The organism is Mycobacteroides sp. PCS013 (assembly GCF_049532645.1).
GTDB classification, from domain to species: Bacteria; Actinomycetota; Actinomycetes; order Mycobacteriales; family Mycobacteriaceae; genus Mycobacterium; species Mycobacterium gwanakae.
On record NZ_CP150131.1, the window covers coordinates 1448380 to 1466397 of the forward strand.

The 18018-nt window shown below is 65.0% G+C and carries 15 protein-coding genes, 1 tRNA gene and 1 pseudogene; 15 read left to right on the top strand and 2 right to left on the bottom strand.

All coding sequences use genetic code 11. The features are described from left to right. The first annotated feature begins 110 nt into the window (after window positions 1-110). The 12 genes and pseudogenes from steA (at window position 111) to RHO23_RS07045 (ending at window position 11854) form a co-directional block, all read left to right on the top strand. Window positions 111-1295 carry a putative cytokinetic ring protein SteA gene (gene steA, locus RHO23_RS06990; RefSeq protein WP_423488851.1) on the top strand — a complete coding sequence of 395 codons (1185 nt, stop codon included), beginning with the start codon at window positions 111-113 and terminating at the stop codon, window positions 1293-1295. A 7-nt stretch (window positions 1296-1302) separates the two neighbouring features. Continuing rightward, complete coding sequence (locus tag RHO23_RS06995; protein ID WP_030098019.1) at window positions 1303-2235, top strand: copper transporter; 933 nt, start codon at window positions 1303-1305, stop codon at window positions 2233-2235. A gap of 142 nt (window positions 2236-2377) precedes the next feature. Continuing rightward, window positions 2378-4057, top strand: a pseudogene (locus RHO23_RS07000) (CTP synthase); the annotation flags it as partial. 7 nt (window positions 4058-4064) lie between these two features. Beyond that, a complete protein-coding gene (locus tag RHO23_RS07005; protein ID WP_078322678.1) occupies window positions 4065-4709 on the top strand; it encodes an NUDIX domain-containing protein in 645 nt (214 codons plus the stop codon). Next, on the top strand, window positions 4706-5653 hold the full coding sequence (xerD, locus tag RHO23_RS07010) for a site-specific tyrosine recombinase XerD (RefSeq protein ID WP_030098016.1): 948 nt from the start codon (window positions 4706-4708) through the stop codon (window positions 5651-5653). The genes RHO23_RS07005 and xerD overlap by 4 nt, the downstream gene beginning before the upstream one ends. Window positions 5654-5769: 116 nt before the next feature. Next, the gene (locus tag RHO23_RS07015) at window positions 5770-6651 is read left to right on the top strand and encodes a ParA family protein (RefSeq protein WP_030098015.1); all 882 of its coding nucleotides are present in this window, start codon (window positions 5770-5772) and stop codon (window positions 6649-6651) included. Window positions 6652-6671: 20 nt separating this feature from the next. Continuing rightward, window positions 6672-7529, top strand: a complete 858-nt coding sequence (locus RHO23_RS07020) for a segregation and condensation protein A (protein WP_406801100.1) — start codon at window positions 6672-6674, stop codon at window positions 7527-7529. Then, window positions 7526-8266 carry an SMC-Scp complex subunit ScpB gene (gene scpB, locus RHO23_RS07025; protein WP_064408730.1) on the top strand — a complete coding sequence of 247 codons (741 nt, stop codon included), beginning with the start codon at window positions 7526-7528 and terminating at the stop codon, window positions 8264-8266. The genes RHO23_RS07020 and scpB overlap by 4 nt, the downstream gene beginning before the upstream one ends. A 3-nt stretch (window positions 8267-8269) precedes the next feature. Continuing rightward, complete coding sequence (locus tag RHO23_RS07030) at window positions 8270-9010, top strand: pseudouridine synthase (RefSeq protein WP_064408731.1); 741 nt, start codon at window positions 8270-8272, stop codon at window positions 9008-9010. After that, the gene (cmk, locus tag RHO23_RS07035) at window positions 9007-9693 is read left to right on the top strand and encodes a (d)CMP kinase (protein ID WP_064408732.1); all 687 of its coding nucleotides are present in this window, start codon (window positions 9007-9009) and stop codon (window positions 9691-9693) included. The genes RHO23_RS07030 and cmk overlap by 4 nt, the downstream gene beginning before the upstream one ends. Then, on the top strand, window positions 9690-11090 hold the full coding sequence (gene der, locus RHO23_RS07040) for a ribosome biogenesis GTPase Der (protein WP_030098010.1): 1401 nt from the start codon (window positions 9690-9692) through the stop codon (window positions 11088-11090). The genes cmk and der overlap by 4 nt, the downstream gene beginning before the upstream one ends. A gap of 200 nt (window positions 11091-11290) precedes the next feature. After that, the gene (locus RHO23_RS07045; RefSeq protein WP_030098009.1) at window positions 11291-11854 is read left to right on the top strand and encodes a LysM peptidoglycan-binding domain-containing protein; all 564 of its coding nucleotides are present in this window, start codon (window positions 11291-11293) and stop codon (window positions 11852-11854) included. A gap of 87 nt (window positions 11855-11941) precedes the next feature. Here the strand turns inward: RHO23_RS07045 and RHO23_RS07050 are convergent, their stop codons facing one another. Beyond that, complete coding sequence (locus RHO23_RS07050; protein ID WP_081349354.1) at window positions 11942-13297, bottom strand: HNH endonuclease signature motif containing protein; 1356 nt, start codon at window positions 13295-13297, stop codon at window positions 11942-11944. Between the two features lie 173 nt (window positions 13298-13470). Here RHO23_RS07050 and RHO23_RS07055 point away from each other — a divergent pair. Both RHO23_RS07055 and RHO23_RS07060 read left to right on the top strand, forming a co-directional pair. Continuing rightward, a tRNA-Pro gene (locus RHO23_RS07055) sits at window positions 13471-13547 on the top strand. Between the two features lie 257 nt (window positions 13548-13804). After that, window positions 13805-15253 carry a hypothetical protein gene (locus RHO23_RS07060; RefSeq protein ID WP_074245248.1) on the top strand — a complete coding sequence of 483 codons (1449 nt, stop codon included), beginning with the start codon at window positions 13805-13807 and terminating at the stop codon, window positions 15251-15253. A 3-nt stretch (window positions 15254-15256) separates the two neighbouring features. On the opposite strand, the gene RHO23_RS07065 is transcribed toward RHO23_RS07060, so the two are convergent. Next, on the bottom strand, window positions 15257-16342 hold the full coding sequence (locus RHO23_RS07065) for a hypothetical protein (RefSeq protein WP_019164471.1): 1086 nt from the start codon (window positions 16340-16342) through the stop codon (window positions 15257-15259). 171 nt (window positions 16343-16513) lie between these two features. Here RHO23_RS07065 and RHO23_RS07070 point away from each other — a divergent pair, with 171 nt between their 5' ends. Beyond that, window positions 16514-18013 carry a hypothetical protein gene (locus RHO23_RS07070; protein WP_025089386.1) on the top strand — a complete coding sequence of 500 codons (1500 nt, stop codon included), beginning with the start codon at window positions 16514-16516 and terminating at the stop codon, window positions 18011-18013. Window positions 18014-18018 lie beyond the last annotated feature (5 nt).

Sequence of the window (18018 nt, forward strand, 5' to 3'; positions counted from 1 at the left end):
AATCACAGGACACGACCCGCAGAAAATCAGCGGTACTGGAGTGACTAATGTGACAGGTGTTACGGCGCGCCTCCACAGGCTCGACGGCCCATCGCGTCATGATCACCTTCATGAACTTGACCACGATGCTCACGCGAAGCAGCAGCTCCAGGCCCGGCATCGTCGGAACAGTGCGTACCGACAGGGACATCAACAGGCTGCTGCAACGCCTCAATCCGGGTGACATCGCCGTCATCGACATCCTCGATCTGGATCGCATCACGGCCGATGCTCTGGTCGACGCCCGGGTGAGTGCCGTCGTCAACGCTTCGCCGTCGATCTCCGGCCGGTACCCGAATCTGGGACCCGAGGTGCTCGTCGCCAACGGCATCATCCTTATCGACAGCATCGGACCCGAGGTCTTCAAAAAGGTCAAGGACGGCTCCACCGTTCGCGTGCACAACGGCGGCATCTACAACGGCGATCGCCGTCTGATCGCGGGAACTCCGCGCACCGATGCGGACGTGCACGACCTCATGACCGAGGCGAAGACCGGATTGGTCGCACACCTGGAGGCCTTCTCCGGCAACACCATCGAATTCATCCGCAGCGAGAGCCCGCTGCTGATCGACGGCATCGGCATCCCGGACGTCGATGTCGACCTGCGCAACCGGCACGTCATCGTGGTGTCCGACGGCGCGGGTGCGGTGTATGACCTGAAGAACCTCAAGCCTTTCATCAAGGAGTACCAGCCGGTTCTCATCGGAGTCGGGGGCGGCGCGGACATCCTGCGCAAGGCCGGGTACCGGCCGCTCATCGTGGTGGGCGACCCGTTGTTGATGAGCAACGATGTCCTGAAATCCGGTGCGCAGGTGGTGCTTCCCGCCGACGCCGACGGGCACGCCGCCGGGCTCGAGCGCATCCAGGACCTGGGAGTCGGTGCGGTCACCTTCCCGGCCGCGGGTTCGGCGGCGGACCTGGCGCTGCTGCTGGCCGACCATCACGGAGCATCGTTGATCGTCACCGTGGGCCACACCGCATCCATCGAGGAGTTCTTCGATCGCGAACGGCAGCAATCTAATCCGTCGACATTCCTGACCCGGCTCAAGGTCGGCGCCAAACTCGTCGACTCCAAAGCCGTTGCGACGCTGTACCGCAACCGGTTCTCCGGTGGGGCCATCGCCTTGCTGATCCTCGCGGTGCTGGTTGCCGTGATCACCATGCTCTGGGTCACCAGCGCGGGCGACAGCGCCGCGGAATGGCTGCTCGCGTATTGGAACCGGTTGATCGTCTGGGTGCAGAACCTGGTCAGCTGAGTCACCCGTGATTACCCTGCGCCAGCACGCAATATCCCTCGCTGCGGTTTTCCTCGCACTCGCGGTGGGCGTCATACTCGGTTCCGGTCTGCTCAACGACACCCTGCTTTCCGGTCTGCGCGACGACAAGCGCACCCAGCAGCGGCAGATCGAGGACCTGAATCAGGACAAGAACGCCCTCAACGAGAAGCTCAACGCGGCAAGCAACTTCGATGCCACCATGGCACCCCGAATGGTCTCTGGCGCCCTGGGCGATCGCAAGGTCGTGCTGATCACCACCCCGGAGGCCGACCGCGCCGATGTCGACGGCATCGCGCAGCTGATAGCCACCGCGGGCGGATCGGTATCGGGCCGGATCGGGTTGACCGATCAGTTCACCGACGCCAATCAGGGCGAACGGCTGCGCACCATCGTGAACTCGTCGATCCTGCCCGCCGGCACCGCGCTGCGTACCGATGTCGTCGATCAGGGCTCACAGGCAGGTGACCTGGTGGGCATTGTGCTGCAGGTCCCGAAAGATCCGGCACCACCGGTGACCGATGAGCAGCGCGACATCGCCCTGTCGGCACTGCGGCAGAGCGGATTCATCACCTACACCGACGGACAGGTGTCGGCGGGGAACCTCGCGGTGATCGTGACCGGGGGAGCGCTGCCCAACGACGCCGGAAACAAGGGTTCCACCGTCGCGCGATTCGCCGCCGCGCTGGATCGGCGCGGTTCCGGCGCCGTGCTCGCCGGACGCAGCGGCTCGGCCGACGGCATCGCGGCGATTGCCGTGACCCGGGCCGACAGCTCCATGGCCTCCGCGGCGAGCACCGTCGACGACATCGAGATGGCCTCGGGCCGCATCACCACCATCCTGGCGCTGCGGGAACAGTCCGATGGCCGCTCGGGCCGGTATGGGCTGGGGCCGGGAGCTACCTCCATCACGGTGCCGTAGAAGATCCGAAAAGGGGATCTAGCCCACACCGCACGGCGTGTTCAGCGCGGGTTGTCGGCGTGTTTGTTAGGGTGAGGTTCCGTGGGTCAGCAGGGCCCCGAGCTAGTCAGAATTGCCCTGCGCAGTCGTCACGGGAGCCAAGTTGGCAGGTTTACGCAAGCATCCTCAATCCGCCACCAGGCACCTCTTCGTCAGCGGCGGTGTGGCGTCCTCGCTGGGCAAGGGACTGACCGCCTCCAGCCTCGGGCAACTTCTCACGTCACGTGGTTTGCAGGTGACCATGCAGAAGCTCGATCCGTACCTGAACGTGGATCCGGGCACCATGAACCCGTTCCAGCACGGCGAGGTTTTCGTGACCGAGGATGGTGCCGAGACCGATCTCGATGTCGGGCACTACGAGCGCTTTCTGGACCGCGACCTGTCCGGGTCGGCGAATGTCACTACGGGGCAGGTTTATTCGTCCGTCATCGCCAAAGAGCGACGTGGCGAGTACCTCGGCGACACCGTGCAGGTGATCCCGCACATCACCGATGAGATCAAGAGCCGCATTCTGGCCATGGCCGAACCCAACGAAAAGGGGCAGCGGCCCGACATCGTCATCACCGAGATCGGCGGCACGGTCGGCGACATCGAGTCGCAGCCGTTCCTGGAGGCCGCGCGCCAGATCCGGCACGACGTCGGCCGCGACAACGTCTTCTTCCTGCACGTGTCCCTGGTGCCGTACTTGAAGCCGTCCGGCGAGCTCAAGACCAAGCCCACGCAGCACTCGGTCGCCGCGCTGCGCAGCATCGGCATCACCCCCGACGCGCTGATCCTGCGCTGCGACCGGGAGGTGCCCGAACCCCTCAAGAACAAAATCGCGCTCATGTGCGATGTCGACGTCGACGGTGTCATCTCCACGCCGGACGCCCCGTCCATCTACGACATCCCGAAGGTGCTGCATCGCGAGGAACTCGACGCTTATGTGGTGCGCCGGCTGAACCTGCCCTTCCGCGACGTCGATTGGACCGAGTGGGGCGATCTGCTGCAGCGCGTCCACGAGCCCAGCGAAACCGTACGAATCGCCTTGGTGGGCAAGTACATCGATCTGCCCGACGCGTATCTGTCGGTCACCGAGGCGCTGCGCGCCGGAGGATTCCGGCACCGCACGAAGGTCGACATCAAGTGGGTGCCTTCGGACGACTGCGAGACAGAGGCCGGTGCGCAGTCCGCGCTCGGCGATGTCGACGGCGTGCTGATCCCCGGTGGTTTCGGCATCCGCGGCATCGAGGGCAAGCTCGGCGCCATCCGCTACGCCCGCAAGCGGCGTATCCCGATGCTGGGCCTGTGTCTGGGGTTGCAGTGCATGGTGATCGAGGCGGCACGCTCGGCGGGCCTGGCCGACGCCAACTCGGCCGAGTTCGATCCCGAAACCCCGAGTCCGGTGATCGCCACCATGGCCGATCAGGTGCGGGCAGTCGCCGGTGAGGCGGATCTGGGCGGAACGATGCGCCTGGGTGCCTACCCCGCGATCCTGGAAGCCGACTCGATCGTCGCCGAGGCGTACGGAACGACTGAGGTATCCGAGCGGCACCGGCATCGTTACGAGGTGAACAACCCCTACCGGGACAAGATCGCCGAAAGCGGCCTGCGCTTCTCCGGCACATCGCCGGACGGGCACCTGGTGGAGTTCGTCGAGTACCCGAGGGACGTCCATCCGTTCGCGGTCGCCACCCAGGCCCACCCCGAACTCAAGAGCCGTCCCACCCGCCCACATCCGTTGTTCGTCGCGTTCATCCGCGCAGCAATGGAATACAAAGCGGCCGAGCGTCTTCCGTTGGATCCTGACAGTGAGTAGCGGGGCCTCCGGGGAGGGCGAACGCCACGAGTTCGTCACCCTGGAGTCCGAGCCCATGTACGTGGGCGGCATTCTGGCGTTGCGCCGCGACCGTGTCGCGATGCCCGGCGGCGGAAGTGCGACCCGAGAGGTCGTCGAGCACTACGGGGCCGTCGCGGTCGCCGCGGTGGATGAGGTGGGGCGGGTCGCACTGGTGCATCAGTACCGCCATCCGCTCGGGCACCGGCTATGGGAACTGCCCGCCGGCCTGCTGGACATCGCAGGGGAGGACACCCAGCTGGCCGCCGCGCGCGAGCTGCAGGAAGAGGCAGGCGTCGAGGCCACCACCTGGCGGGTGCTCGTGGACGCCGCCGCTTCACCCGGGTTCACCGACGAGGTGGTCAGGGTCTTTCTGGCCACTGGGCTGTCACATCCGGGACGCGGTGAAAGTCATGACGAAGAGGCCGACATGACGGTGCACTGGGTGCCGCTGGCTGAGGCGGTGTCCATGGTGCTCGCCGGTGAAATCGTGAATGCTATTGCCGCGGCGGGCATTCTGGCCGCACATGTGGCCCTCTCTGGTCACCACACCCGCGCCTCGGACGCCCCCTGGCCCGACCGGCCTACGGCCTTCGCGGAACGTAAGGCCCGAATGTGACGGTGGCGGTCCCGCTCCTAGACGGTGAGATCCAGTCCTATCTGGATCACCTCGACGTGGAACGCGGCGTCGCCGCGAACACACTGAGCTCATACCGTCGCGATCTGCGCCGCTATCAGCAGCATCTCGCCGACCGCAAAATCGACCGTCTCGCCGACGTGTCCGAACCCGATGTCAGCGATTTCGTGGTGACGCTGCGCCGGGGTGACCCCGAGCATGGCGTGCCCGAGCTGTCCGCGTCCTCGGCCGCGCGCGCGTTGATCGCCGTGCGTGGGCTGCATCGGTTCGCGGCCATCGAAGGGCTGGTACCGACGGACGTCGCCCGCGCCGTCAAACCGCCGACCCCCAACCGGCGGCTGCCCAAAAGCCTCACCGTCGACCAAGTCGAGGCGCTGTTGGCCGCCGCGGGCGGAGCCGCCACGGACGGCCCGCTCGATCTGCGTAACCGTGCACTGCTGGAGCTGCTGTATTCGACCGGCGCCCGGATCTCCGAGGCGGTGGGGCTCGATGTCGACGATGTCGACGTTCAGGCCCGCTCGGCATTGCTCTGGGGCAAGGGCGGCAAGCAACGGCTGGTGCCCGTGGGGCGCCCCGCGGTGGAAGCGCTCCAGGCGTACCTGGTGCGTGGCCGTCCGGACCTGGCGCGACGAGGGCGCGGGGGTGTGCCCGCCCTGTTCCTGAACTCGAGGGGCGGACGGCTCTCACGTCAAAGCGCCTGGCAGGTACTTGCCGATGCCGCCGAACGCGCCAAGATCAGCGCGGCCGTATCGCCGCACACGCTGCGGCACTCCTTTGCGACGCACCTTCTGGAAGGCGGTGCCGACGTTCGCGTCGTGCAGGAGCTGCTCGGCCATGCCTCGGTCACGACGACACAGATCTACACGCTGGTCACCGTCAGTTCGCTGCGCGAAGTGTGGGCTGGTGCACATCCCCGCGCCCGATAGTGCCGACTCCATGCGCGGGTTGCCGCTACCGCACGCCGCAACCCCACTAGACTTGCGCGAATGCCTTCGATGAGCCGCTGGTGCGAAGAGGGTCGAACAGATGACCGGGAGGTGACGTGACGGACTCCAGTCTTGACTCCGACTTTCCCGCCGAAGACGGCGACCTTGACCTGACCGGTCGTCCACACAAAGACATTCCCGAACCAAAGCCGCTGACCAGCCATGGACCGGCGAAGGTCATCGCGATGTGCAACCAGAAGGGTGGGGTGGGTAAGACCACGTCCACCATCAATCTGGGCGCCGCGCTGGCAGGGTACGGCCGGCGCGTTCTGCTGGTGGACCTGGACCCGCAGGGGGCGCTGTCCGCAGGTCTGGGTATCGCGCACCACGAGCTGGAGACCACGGTGCACAACCTGCTGGTCGAGCCACGGGTATCGGTGGACGATGTCCTCATGCGTACCCGGGTCGACGGCCTGGACCTGATTCCCAGCAATATCGACCTGTCCGCGGCCGAGATTCAGCTGGTCAACGAGGTGGGCCGGGAACACTCGCTGGCCCGTGCGCTGCACCCGGTGCTCGACCGCTACGACTACGTGCTGATCGACTGCCAGCCGTCGCTGGGCCTGCTGACGGTGAACGCGCTGGCCTGTTCCGAGGGTGTCGTCATCCCGATGGAATGCGCGTTCTTCTCGCTGCGCGGGCTGGCGTTGCTCACCGACACCGTCGCCAAGGTGCGCGACCGGCTCAACCCGAAGCTGTCGGTGTCCGGAATCGTCATCACCATGTTCGATGCCCGCACCCTGCACGCGCGCGAGGTGATGGCCCGGGTCATCGAGGTGTTCGGTGACCAGGTCTTCCACACTGTCATCACCCGCACCGTCCGCTTCCCGGAGACCAGTGTGGCGGGAGAGCCCATCACCACGTGGGCGCCCAAATCCTCCGGTGCCCAGGCGTATATCTCGTTGGCTCGCGAGGTAATCGACCGGTTCGAATCGTGACGGTTGAGGTACCGGAAGAGCTGGCTGTGTCTCATCCGGTCGAGACCTCTGCTGAGCCCGGTTCCGCGGCCCCGGAGGCGGCTGCGTCCGAAACGCACGGTTTCCGGATTCGTCTCACAAACTTTGAGGGTCCGTTTGACCTTCTGCTGCAACTGATTTCGCAGCATCGGCTCGATGTCACCGAGGTGTCGCTACATCAGGTGACCGACGAGTTCATCGCGTACACCAAGTCGCTGGGCGATACCTACAGCCTGGACGAGGTCACCGCGTTCCTGGTGGTGGCGGCCACACTGCTGGACCTCAAGGCGGCGCGGTTACTGCCGTCGGGCCAGGTGGACGACGCCGACGACCTGGCTCTCCTGGAGATCCGGGACCTGCTGTTCGCGCGGCTGCTGCAGTACCGGGCCTTCAAGCACGTGGCGGAGATGTTCGCCGAACTGGAGGCCGCCGCGCTGCGTTCATATCCGCGTGCGGTGGCGTTGGAGGAGCGGTTCAGCGAGTTGTTGCCGCCGGTGCACCTGGGACTCGATGGCGACCAATTCGCCCAGCTCGCGGCCAGTGCGTTTACGCCGCGGCCGGTGCCGACGGTGGGCCTCAGCCATCTGCATATTCCCCGCGTTTCGGTGCCTGAGCACGCCAAACGGATGGTTGAACTGCTGGCCGAACGCGGCGCGGGGCAGTGGATGACCTTTACCGAGTTGGTGGCCGAGTGCACGGTGCCCATTGAGATCGTGGCCCGTTTCCTGGGCGTCCTCGAGCTCTACCGCTCCAAGGCGGTACTATTCGAGCAATCCGAACCGCTTGGACCGCTCCAAGTTTCATGGACCGGTGAGCGCCCGGCGCAGGATGATCTAGAAAAGGCAGTGGACTACACATGAGTGAGCAGACGACCTCTGTCGAGGGGTCGGAGGAGTCCACCGAGCTCGACCCCTCAGCAGAACCCCTCCTGGAGGAATCGGACGAGTTCGTCCCGATGACCGATGAGGAACTCAGCAGCACTCTCGAAGCGCTGTTGCTGGTGGTGGATACACCCATCAGTGCGGCCGCGGTGGCCACCGTCGTCGCGCAGCCGCTGGATCGTGTAGCCGAAGCGCTGCAACGGATTTCCGAGATCCTGACTGACCGCACGAGCGGTATCGACCTGCGTGAGACCGCAGATGGCTGGCGCATGTACACCCGCGCCCAGTACGCCCCCTACGTGGAGAAGCTGCTGCTGGACGGTGCACGTTCGAAGTTGACCCGAGCGGCGCTGGAGACCCTTGCCGTGGTGGCCTACCGGCAGCCGGTGACGCGATCGCGCGTCAGTGCCGTTCGCGGTGTGAACGTCGATGCCGTGATGCGGACGCTGCTGATGCGCGGGCTGATCGCCGAGGCCGGCACCGATGACGAGTCCGGTGCCGTGATGTTCCGCACCACCGAGCTGTTCCTGGAGCGGCTCGGGCTGACGTCACTGTCGGATCTTCCCGATATCGCGCCGCTTCTTCCCGATATCGACGTGATCGATGACCTATCCGAGAACCTTGGCGACGAGCCGAGGTTTGCGCGGCTCGACCGGACGTCTGCGGACGGTGCCGGATCCGGTGCCGCGCCCGCCTTTACTGTTGATCAGGACTGAACGATGAGCGAAGAAGGAATTCGGCTACAGAAGGTGTTGTCGCAGGCGGGAATTGCGTCACGCCGGGTTGCCGAGCGGATGATTTTCGACGGCCGCGTGGAGGTGGACGGCGAGATCGTCACCGAGCAGGGCCGGCGAATCGATCCCGCCGTCAACGTGGTTCGCGTCGACGGTGCGCGGGTGATCATGAACTCCGAGCTGGTGTATCTGGCGCTCAACAAGCCGTACGGGATGCTCTCAACCATGTCGGACGATCGTGGCCGCCCGTGCATCGGGAAGCTGATCGAAGAGCGGGTGCGCAGCAACCAGGGTGTCCGCAATGTCGGCCGTCTGGATGCCGAAACCGTCGGACTGATCCTGCTGACCAATGACGGAGAGCTGACGCACCGCCTCATGCACCCGTCCTATGAGGTGCCCAAGACGTACATCGCCACGGTGGCCGGCAACATACCGCGCAGTCTTGGCAGACAGCTGCGCGACGGCGTGGAACTCGCCGACGGCCCCGCCAAGGTCGACGATTTCAAATTCCTCGGCACCACCGACGGCCAGACCATGCTCCAGCTGACCCTGCACGAGGGGCGCAATCGCATTGTGCGCCGGATGCTGGATGCCGTGGGGCATCCGGTAGTGGAATTGGTGCGCACCAAGATTGGCGATGTGACGCTGGGCAATCAGCGTCCGGGAAGCCTCCGCGCCCTGGGTCGCGATGAGATCGGCTCGCTGTACAAGGCGGTGGGGCTGTGAGTCGCGTCGTAGTGGCCATCGACGGTCCATCGGGCACCGGAAAGTCCTCGGTGGCCAAGGAATTGGCCCGGCAGCTCGGCGCCGCCTATCTGGATACCGGTGCGATGTACCGCATCGTGACGCTCTGGGTGTTGCGTGCCGGTGTCGATCTCACCGATCCGGCGGCCATCGCCGCGGCCACCGGTGAGGTGCCCATGTCGGTCGGGTCCGATCCGGATGCGCAGACGGCTCTGCTCGCTGGAGAGGACGTGTCGACTCCCATCCGGGGGACCGAGGTGACTGGCGCGGTGTCCGCGGTGTCCGCGGTTCCGGAGGTACGTGAGCGGTTGGTGCGACGGCAGCGTGAGCTGGCCGAGGGCAGTGGTGGCGCCGTGGTGGTCGAGGGCCGCGATATCGGTACCGTCGTGCTGCCCGAGGCCGACGTGAAGATCTACCTCACGGCATCGGCACAGGCCAGGGCCCAGCGCCGTAACGCACAGAATGTCTCGGGCGGTGGGGCCGACGAGTACGAGCGCGTGCTTGCCGACGTGCAGCGCCGCGATCATCTGGACTCGACCCGGGCGGTGTCACCGTTGCGTCCGGCCCAGGACGCGATAGAGGTCGACACCAGCGACATGACACAGGATGAGGTGGTGGCCCACCTGCTGGACCTCGTTCGCACAAAGGCAGGGGCATCCCGATGACCGACGGCACATGGGTCGACGAAAGCGAGTGGGAACTCGACGAATTCGATGGAGTCGAGGAAACCGAGGAGCCGAGCGCCCCGCCCGCGGTGGTGGCGGTGGTCGGTCGCCCGAATGTCGGCAAGTCAACCTTGGTGAACCGCATCATCGGGCGGCGCGAAGCGGTCGTACAGGACATTCCCGGGGTGACCAGGGACCGCGTCTCGTATCCGGCCGAATGGCTGGATCGCCGATTCACCGTGCAGGACACGGGTGGCTGGGAGGCCGATGCGACCGGCCTGCAACAGTTGGTGGCCGAACAGGCGCGGCATGCGATGGCCACCGCGGATCTGATCATCCTGGTGGTCGATGCGACGGTGGGTCCCACCTCGACCGACGAAGACGCGGCGAAGCTGCTGCGCCGCTCGGGTAAGCCAGTTTTCTTGGCGGCCAACAAGGTTGATAGCGACCGTGCCGAGGCGGACGCCGCAACACTGTGGTCGCTGGGGTTGGGCGAGCCCATCGCTATCAGCGCCATGCACGGGCGCGGTGTCGCGGATCTGCTCGATCGCGTGGTCGCCGATCTGCCTCAGGTGTCAGCGCGAGGGTCGGGGGAGGGCGGACCGCGGCGTGTGGCCCTCGTCGGAAAACCCAACGTGGGCAAGAGCTCTCTTCTGAACAAGCTGTCCGGCGACGAGCGGTCGGTGGTGCACGACACTGCCGGGACCACCGTGGATCCAGTGGATACCTTGATCGAACTCGGCGGTAAGACTTGGCGTTTCGTCGATACGGCTGGTCTGCGCCGCAAGGTTGGCCAGGCCTCGGGTCATGAGTACTACGCCTCGCTGCGCACCCATGGAGCCATCGAGGCCGCCGAGGTGGCGATCGTGCTTCTGGACGCATCCCAGCCCATCACCGAACAGGACCAGCGGGTGCTGTCGATGGTCGTCGAATCCGGGCGCGCATTGGTACTGGCGTTCAATAAGTGGGACCTGGTGGACGAGGATCGCCGCGATCTCCTTGAACGTGAAGTAGACCTTCAGCTTGCGCAGCTCAATTGGGCGCAGCGCGTGAATATCTCGGCCAAGAGTGGGCGGGCCATCCAGAAGCTGGTGCCCGCGCTGGAGTCTGCACTGCAGTCCTGGGACTCGCGTATCTCTACCGGTCAGCTCAATACCTGGGTCAAGGAAGTGGTTGCCGCGACGCCGCCGCCGGTGCGCGGCGGGAAGCAGCCGCGTGTGTTGTTCGCCACTCAGGCCACCTCACGGCCGCCCACCTTCGTGCTATTTACCACCGGTTTCCTCGAGGCGGGGTACCGCCGATTCCTCGAACGTCGATTGCGCGAAAGCTTCGGCTTCGAAGGCACTCCCATCAGGGTGAATGTGCGAGTACGCGAGAAGCGCGGGCCCAAGCGCTAACTGGCGGCGAGATAGCAACGGGCACAAGATAAAGGACCCTGTGCACATTGCGCTCTCAGGCTCCGTTCACCCAATATTCGCACCCATGTTGAGATCTACCCGATCCGAATCGCCCACTTTTTCGGTTTGCCGACCTAGGCTAGTTTGACCGTCTACCATCCTGCGGCGGTAGCAAAACCACCTACGAAAGGCGCAACACAGTGGCGGACACACTCACCCAGGGTCAGAAGCTGGATTCGGGACAGAGCCTCACCTCGAACAACGGCGCGTACACCCTGACTCTGCAGGATGACGGCAACCTGGTTCTGACCGACGGCGGCAGCCCCGTGTGGGCCTCCGACACCAGCGGACACAGCGCTGGCCGTGCAGAGGTGCAGAGCGACGGAAACTTCGTGGTCTACGACAACGGTGGCGGCGCGCTGTGGAGCAGCAACACCGAGGGCCGTTCCGACGTGAAGCTGGTTCTGCAGGACGACCGCAACCTGGTGCTCTATGCAGGCGCCGACTCCGTGTGGTCCTCGGGCACCCAGACCGACACCCCGGTCGCCCCGGCCGAGTCCGTCGAGGTTGCTCCGGCCGCCGTGGAGGAGCCTGCTCCTGCCCCGGAGCCCCGCACCTACACGGTCGTGTCGGGTGACACCCTGTGGGCCATCGCGGAGCGCTTCTACGGCGACGGCAACCAGTACCAGAAGATCGCCGACGCGAGCGGCGTTGCCAACCCCGATCTGATTCAGCCGGGTCAGGTTCTGACCATCCCGGAGTAATCACACCGGATCACGCAAGCGGCTCGAACTAAGCCTCTTGGCCCCATCGGCCCCGTCGGGTTAACCCCCGGCGGGGCCGATGTCGTGTTACTCCCGTAGGTAGCCATCCGGATGGTGGAACCAATTGATACGCGGTGAGCGCGCCGGATCGACATGCGTGGGTGGGATCCACCAGGTTCGGCCGTCCGGGCCGCGTACTGCTCTCCAGTGCTGGTCCTCGGCTCCCAGTAGCTTGTGATGCCCTTCGCAGCCGAGCGTGAGGGAGTCGATATCGGTGCTGCCGCCGTGAGCCCACTCGTCCATGTGGTGCACCTGGCAGTGATACGCGGGTTGATCGCAGCCGGGGTAGGTACAGCCACGATCCTTGGCGGTCAACACGATTCGCTGGTCCTCGGTGGCGATCCGTTTCGCCCGCCCCAGATGCAACGCGCGACCGTCGTCATCGAAGATGGCCAGATAATGATGGGCGTGACTGGCCATCCGGATCACATCGGTGATCGGCAGGAGTGAGCCCCCGCCGGTCACCGCGTTACCCGAGCCAGCTTCGAGCTCACGCAGCGTTGCGGTGACCACCGCAGTCACCGGCAATCCGCGATGATGACCCAGCTCACCCGATGACAAGACGGACCGGCAGACCGCCTTCAGCGCATCATGCTGCCGCTGTGCGACGGTTCGACCATCCCGCCGCGCCGCATCTACGTCCGAATCATCACCTACGCAAGGTCTTTCGTCATCGGGGTTGCACATGCCCGGTGCTGCGTACTTGGCGAAGATCGCGTCGAGATAGGAACGTAGCTCGGGGTCGAGGTCGAATTCCCCGGGCGTCATGAGGTCGACACCCTGACGCCCCATTCTGAACCCTCGCCGTCGAGCACGGTCGGCGTCGCCGGTGAAGCTCCCGTCGGGATCGAGATAGGCCAGGAGTCTGTCCGCGGCCTTGCGGAGCTCGTCGGGCCGCAGCGTTCCTGCGAGCTCCGCCAGCTGCCTCTCAGCGGCCGCCCGGGTTACCGCATCGACGGCGCGGGGGAGTCGGTCCCAGAACTGGCGGATAACCGCGATGTGATCACACCCGGCGATGCCCGCCTGTTGCGCCATGGCGGTGGCCGCGAGCACCGGCTCGATCCGGTCACCGCTGAGGGTGACCCTTGTCCCGAGTTCCGCGGCGTCCCGGATGCGCCGTCGGGCGTCGGAGCGGGTGATCCGGAGCGCATCGGCGAGGACGTCGTGCGGGTTGATGCCACCGAACGCGCCCGGAACATGATCGGCCACAAGTTCATTCACAAGCCCGTGGGTGGCGGCGGGAATCCGGCGCACGAATGCCTCGACCTCGCGTAGGACGGCGAGACGGTCACCCTGCGTAAGGGTCTGCGGATCCAGTTCCGACAACGCGTCGAGGGCGCCGGCCAGCTCCGCGAGGACCTGGCTTGCCTCGGCATCTATTATGCGAACGCATGTTCGAAATTGTAGGACGCCACTCCGACAACCAGTCGGCAAATGTTGCGGATGATTTTGTTGTGACACAAGTGATTTCAGAAATTCGGGTTCGTCGATCGGAATCCGAGTTCAGGATCTCGCCACACCTACGGTAGGCTTCCGTCTGCTGCTCATCGCGGCGGCGGGCTGTGGCGCAGCTTGGTAGCGCACTTGACTGGGGGTCAAGTGGTCGCAGGTTCAAATCCTGTCAGCCCGACCAGGTAGGAGGCGGTTTTGGTGCCCTCGCCGGGTTTCCGGCGGGGACCAGTTTGTTCGTTGCCGACTGTTGGACCGCACTTGTCCGATAGTCAGGGGTTCCCCTCTCTGGACGGCACTATCTTCGATCGACAGGGTTGGAGGATGGGATGGCCGAGTGTCGGCGATGGCGGCAGAAGGGGGTCCATTGCTTCAAATAGGGGATCTGTGGGAACGGTGCGGTAATGGTTCGCGATCTGCAGTGCAGATATCCTCGGGCGGATGTTTCCTCGTTCATTTCTGCGTGGCGGTCTGGCCGGCGTTCTGCTCGGGGCTGGTATCGGAATCGCAGCTTTCAGCACCCTGGCCTGGCTGCTGATCGCGATCCCCTTGGTCGTGGCCGGTATTGCCGTAGCGATCCGCCCACCAGAGCGGAGAGGGGGCACAGGCATCGCTGACGTCCCGTTCCGGGCTATGGCGATCGATCGCAGTGCCGATCCGCTCGGTGGTGACGACGAAGCTCTGCTCACGGGGACCGTCACGGTGCCTGGGGATGTGGCACGGGATGTGATGCTGCGCCTACCGATGTCCGATGAGCAGGTGCGTCGCGCGGCCTCGGGGCAAGAGGTCCGCATACCTGCTCGAGACGTACCTGCGCCCGGCGATACGGTCTCACCTAGTTTTTCCGGTCGGCCGCCGGCGCAGGCAGCGCTCTCGGGGGCCGTTACCCTGGCTGTTGCGCTCACGGTGTTGACTACTGTCCCGGGGCATGTGTTCGCACTGTCGCTGCCCCGATCCGTCACCACCGCAGTGCCGTTGGTCGATGAGCGTAAAGACGGTGCTACGGTCGTCGATCTGTTCGAAACGGCGTTGGCCCACGTCCGGGCCGTCGATCCCGGCGCGCTGTCGACGCTGCTGCTCGTGTCCTCGGACACAGAAGGCTGGACCGTTGACGCGCATCGCGGGGGTGATCGTTATGTCCATCATCGCTACACCAAGACGTTCGGGCAGAGCGAGCCGGAGGTCGACAACCGCGACGACGCGCGCACCAGAAACATCTTCACCGACCAGGATTTCGTGACGCTCAACATCCGCGATGTCGTCGCGCGGACCTCGGATATGTTTCCGAAGGGCACCGATGAGGTGCGATCAATCGTGTTGCGGCGCCTCGATGCTGACGCGGGACGTGCGCTGCGCCTGCGGTTGAATATGGAGAGCGGTGTCGTCGTCGAGGTGCTTCCCGACGGCACCGTCGCGCCGTGGTGGGATGTCATTGACGTCGCCGAGACGATGCGTCAAGTCGTGAAAGTGGTTGCCACTCAGTGGCCGCCAGGGGCAGAAGCGATGCTCAGTCACTTCCGCTTCTATACCTCGTCGACTCAATACGGGACATTCGACGTCGAAGCCAACATCGGCGAGGAGAAACGCAAGATCGATGTGGATGCGGGCAAATTCCCCGTCGAGGGCGTTATCGGCCCTGCCGACTCCACGCCGACGCCGTTCGCCGTCCAGGACATCGACCCGACGCGGCTGCGCGCCATACTCGACGACGCCGCCCGCCGATTGGGTGTCGACGACGTCGACCGGCGGGAGCTGTCGTTGACAATCTTTACCCGGTCGCGCCCGAACCCGTCATGGCCGGTGGCGAGGGTGGAATACCGCCACGCCGACTCCGAGGACAGCTTGCTCTACGAGCTGCGCACAGGTCAGTACCTCGGCGCGGAGAGCTGACTGTCAGGGCTCCAGCGCCCGACGGGCGGCGGCCTCGATCGCTGCTAGGACTTGCAGCGGTGGGTGCAGGACGCCACGGTCGGTCAACCGGGCCAAGGTGTCTTGCACACGTCGCAGGTAGGCAGCCTTTTCTGCACCGTGCGTGGTGCCCTCGGCGTGGGCCAGCAGCTTGCCTGCGGTGGTGAGGTCGGCGCGGGCCGCAGCTGGAAGATCACCGAGCGCAGCCGATTTGCCGTCGGCTTCGCAGCGCACCCAGGCCCGGCGCAGGGTGTCGGCCGCGGCACGGTAACGGCCGGCAAGGGCAGGATCGCCGGGATAGTTGTCGGTGCGCAGCGCCTGCGCCTCGGCCAGGGCAATCTGGAAGTCCATCACCGGTCCGCGGGTCACGTCGGTGACGCCCGGGTAGCGCAGGAACAGCGCCGGGTCGAGTTCGTAGCGGCCGTATTCGGTGAGCACCGAATCGTGAATCTGGCGGGCGACGCCCCACAGCCGCTCGTCGGCTGCCGGTGAGGCTGCGGCAGGGGACAGCACCGATTCGGTCGCCGGCTTCACGTCGGTGGGCGCGGCGTCACGCAGCGCTTCGATGATGGTCTCCGCCACTGGATCAGACGCGTTTGCCGCCACCTTAACCGTCTGCACCGAGGTCGATGAGCCGACATCGCGGGACTGGAACCCGATCGTGAGGTACTGCGAGCCCATGACTTGATACACACCGGCGTCGGGATGTATCAGGGTGCGGTCGGCCAGCGTGTCGCTGACCTCGACGGAGACGACCTCTGCCAGCGAGCGCACGAGATCCTGGTGGCCGATGACCTCGTCACCGATCACCACATGGTCATCGATGATGCCCAGCCGCACCGACGCCCGGCGGCTGGCGGCCGGTCCGAAGAACCGCAGTACGAATGCCAGCATGAGCGCGGCGCCACCGGCAGCGATGATCGCTGTCGGTGCAGCGTCGAGCAGCTTGAGGACGACCAGCAGAGTCGGCCCCAGCAAGACGAGACCGCCGACGACCGCCGTGCGGGCACGCATCACCGGATCGGTGTACTCGACACGCGCCGTGAGCGCGGCCAATCGTGTATCGGACACTGGCAGGCACCTCCGCTGTACGAGTATGGCACTACCGGAAATTCGATCCTCTCATCTCGGCCCGCGCACGCTGCCGCGCAGTGGAATCACACACTGTCGACAATTCAAGCCACATGGATCTTCTTGAGGCGCGCTACTAGCATCAAGAGACCGTCGTCGGCAGGGGGTTTGATGAATCGCGCGACGCGACGTGTTGGCTGGGTCGGTGCGGCTGGTGCCGTCATTGGGATTGGTATTGGACTCGGCTCCTATAACCCTTGGCCGGTGTCGTTGATTGTGGGGATACCACTTGTGACGGTGGGGCTCGCGGTTGTGCTGCGGGTCTCCCGTGCTTCCGAGTATGAGAGGTTTCGTCTTGCGGCAGCTTCGGATGGAGTGCCGACCCGAATCGAGGCACTAACCCGTAGCAGTGTTGGTGACGGCGATCTGCAACCGACTTTGATGGTGGCGACGATCAGTCCACCGCATGACACCGAGTATCAGGGGCGGTGGATAGCGTCGATGTCAGGCGAGGACTTCAAGTCTCTGGCTGACAGTCCGGTCACCGCACTGGCACCGGATAGGTTGCCTTCACGGGAAGTACCGGGCACGCCAAGCTTCAACGATCGCCGCCGGACGTGGGCGTTGATCTCTCCGGCGCTGTCTATCCTGGTGGCAACGGCCGCGCTCTTCGGTGTCGGCGATGCCTGGCACATTTCATTGACCACGCCTGCAGCGTCGACGCCGAGTGTGCACAATGACTCCAAGTCGAAGAGCATGGAACTCAATGCTCGCCGAGACGGCATGATCCGGGCCATCACCGAACAGTTCGGTCCTGCCGCCACCAACAATCTGCTCGATCTACGCTTCACCGGCAGCGGCTCGGACTATGGCACGGTACTGGACCCCACGAACGGCGCGGTGAGCATTGTCTATATCAATAACAATGGAGATGCGTTCACCACAGCCTCACCGCAGGTTCTACGCAAGGACAGTACCTTCACTGCCGGCGAGATCGCATCGATCGATTTGGGCGCACTCATCGAGAAGATGGCCCATCAAGCTGATTCGGCTCAACGGTTGAGCGCCCTGGGGACACTGGAGATTAAGCGATCAGGCCCGGGCGCGCCGGTGATCCTGACCGGCTCATTCGGCCGCAGAAGCATCAACGCACTTCCGAATGGCACCGTGGGTGAGATCTTCGATCCGGCAGATTTCGCTGTTTCGTTCCAGAGGGCTCGGGATGCCCTGAGACTGGCGGGAATCACCGCATCAGATCGAGTGTTGACCGACTTCGAGATCCGGGGCAGCCACCGGGCCACCCCCATCGCGCGGCCAAGTGAGGTCCAGAACACTGGTGGTGTGGTGCTGGAGTTTGTAACCGGTGATCGATCCGGCCAGATTGTCCTGGTGCCAGGAGAAATCCCGAAGGTCACCGATAAATCCTACCGTTCAGCATCGCAACCATTTGCCTTCGACGATGTTTCGGCGGAGGTCTTCGAATCTGTTCGGGCACAGGCGATGCAGCGCGGTGCCCTTGAGCCCTATGAACGCGAGGCCGTCGACATCTGGGTAGGCGACCAGGTGATCGACCCGTTCCGGTTGGCGATCCGCGTGGAGCTCGCCGGTGTCGACGCAGCGTCGGGGACGTATTCGCTAGATGGTCGATTCCTGGCCCCTGGGTCCCGCTGACTGGT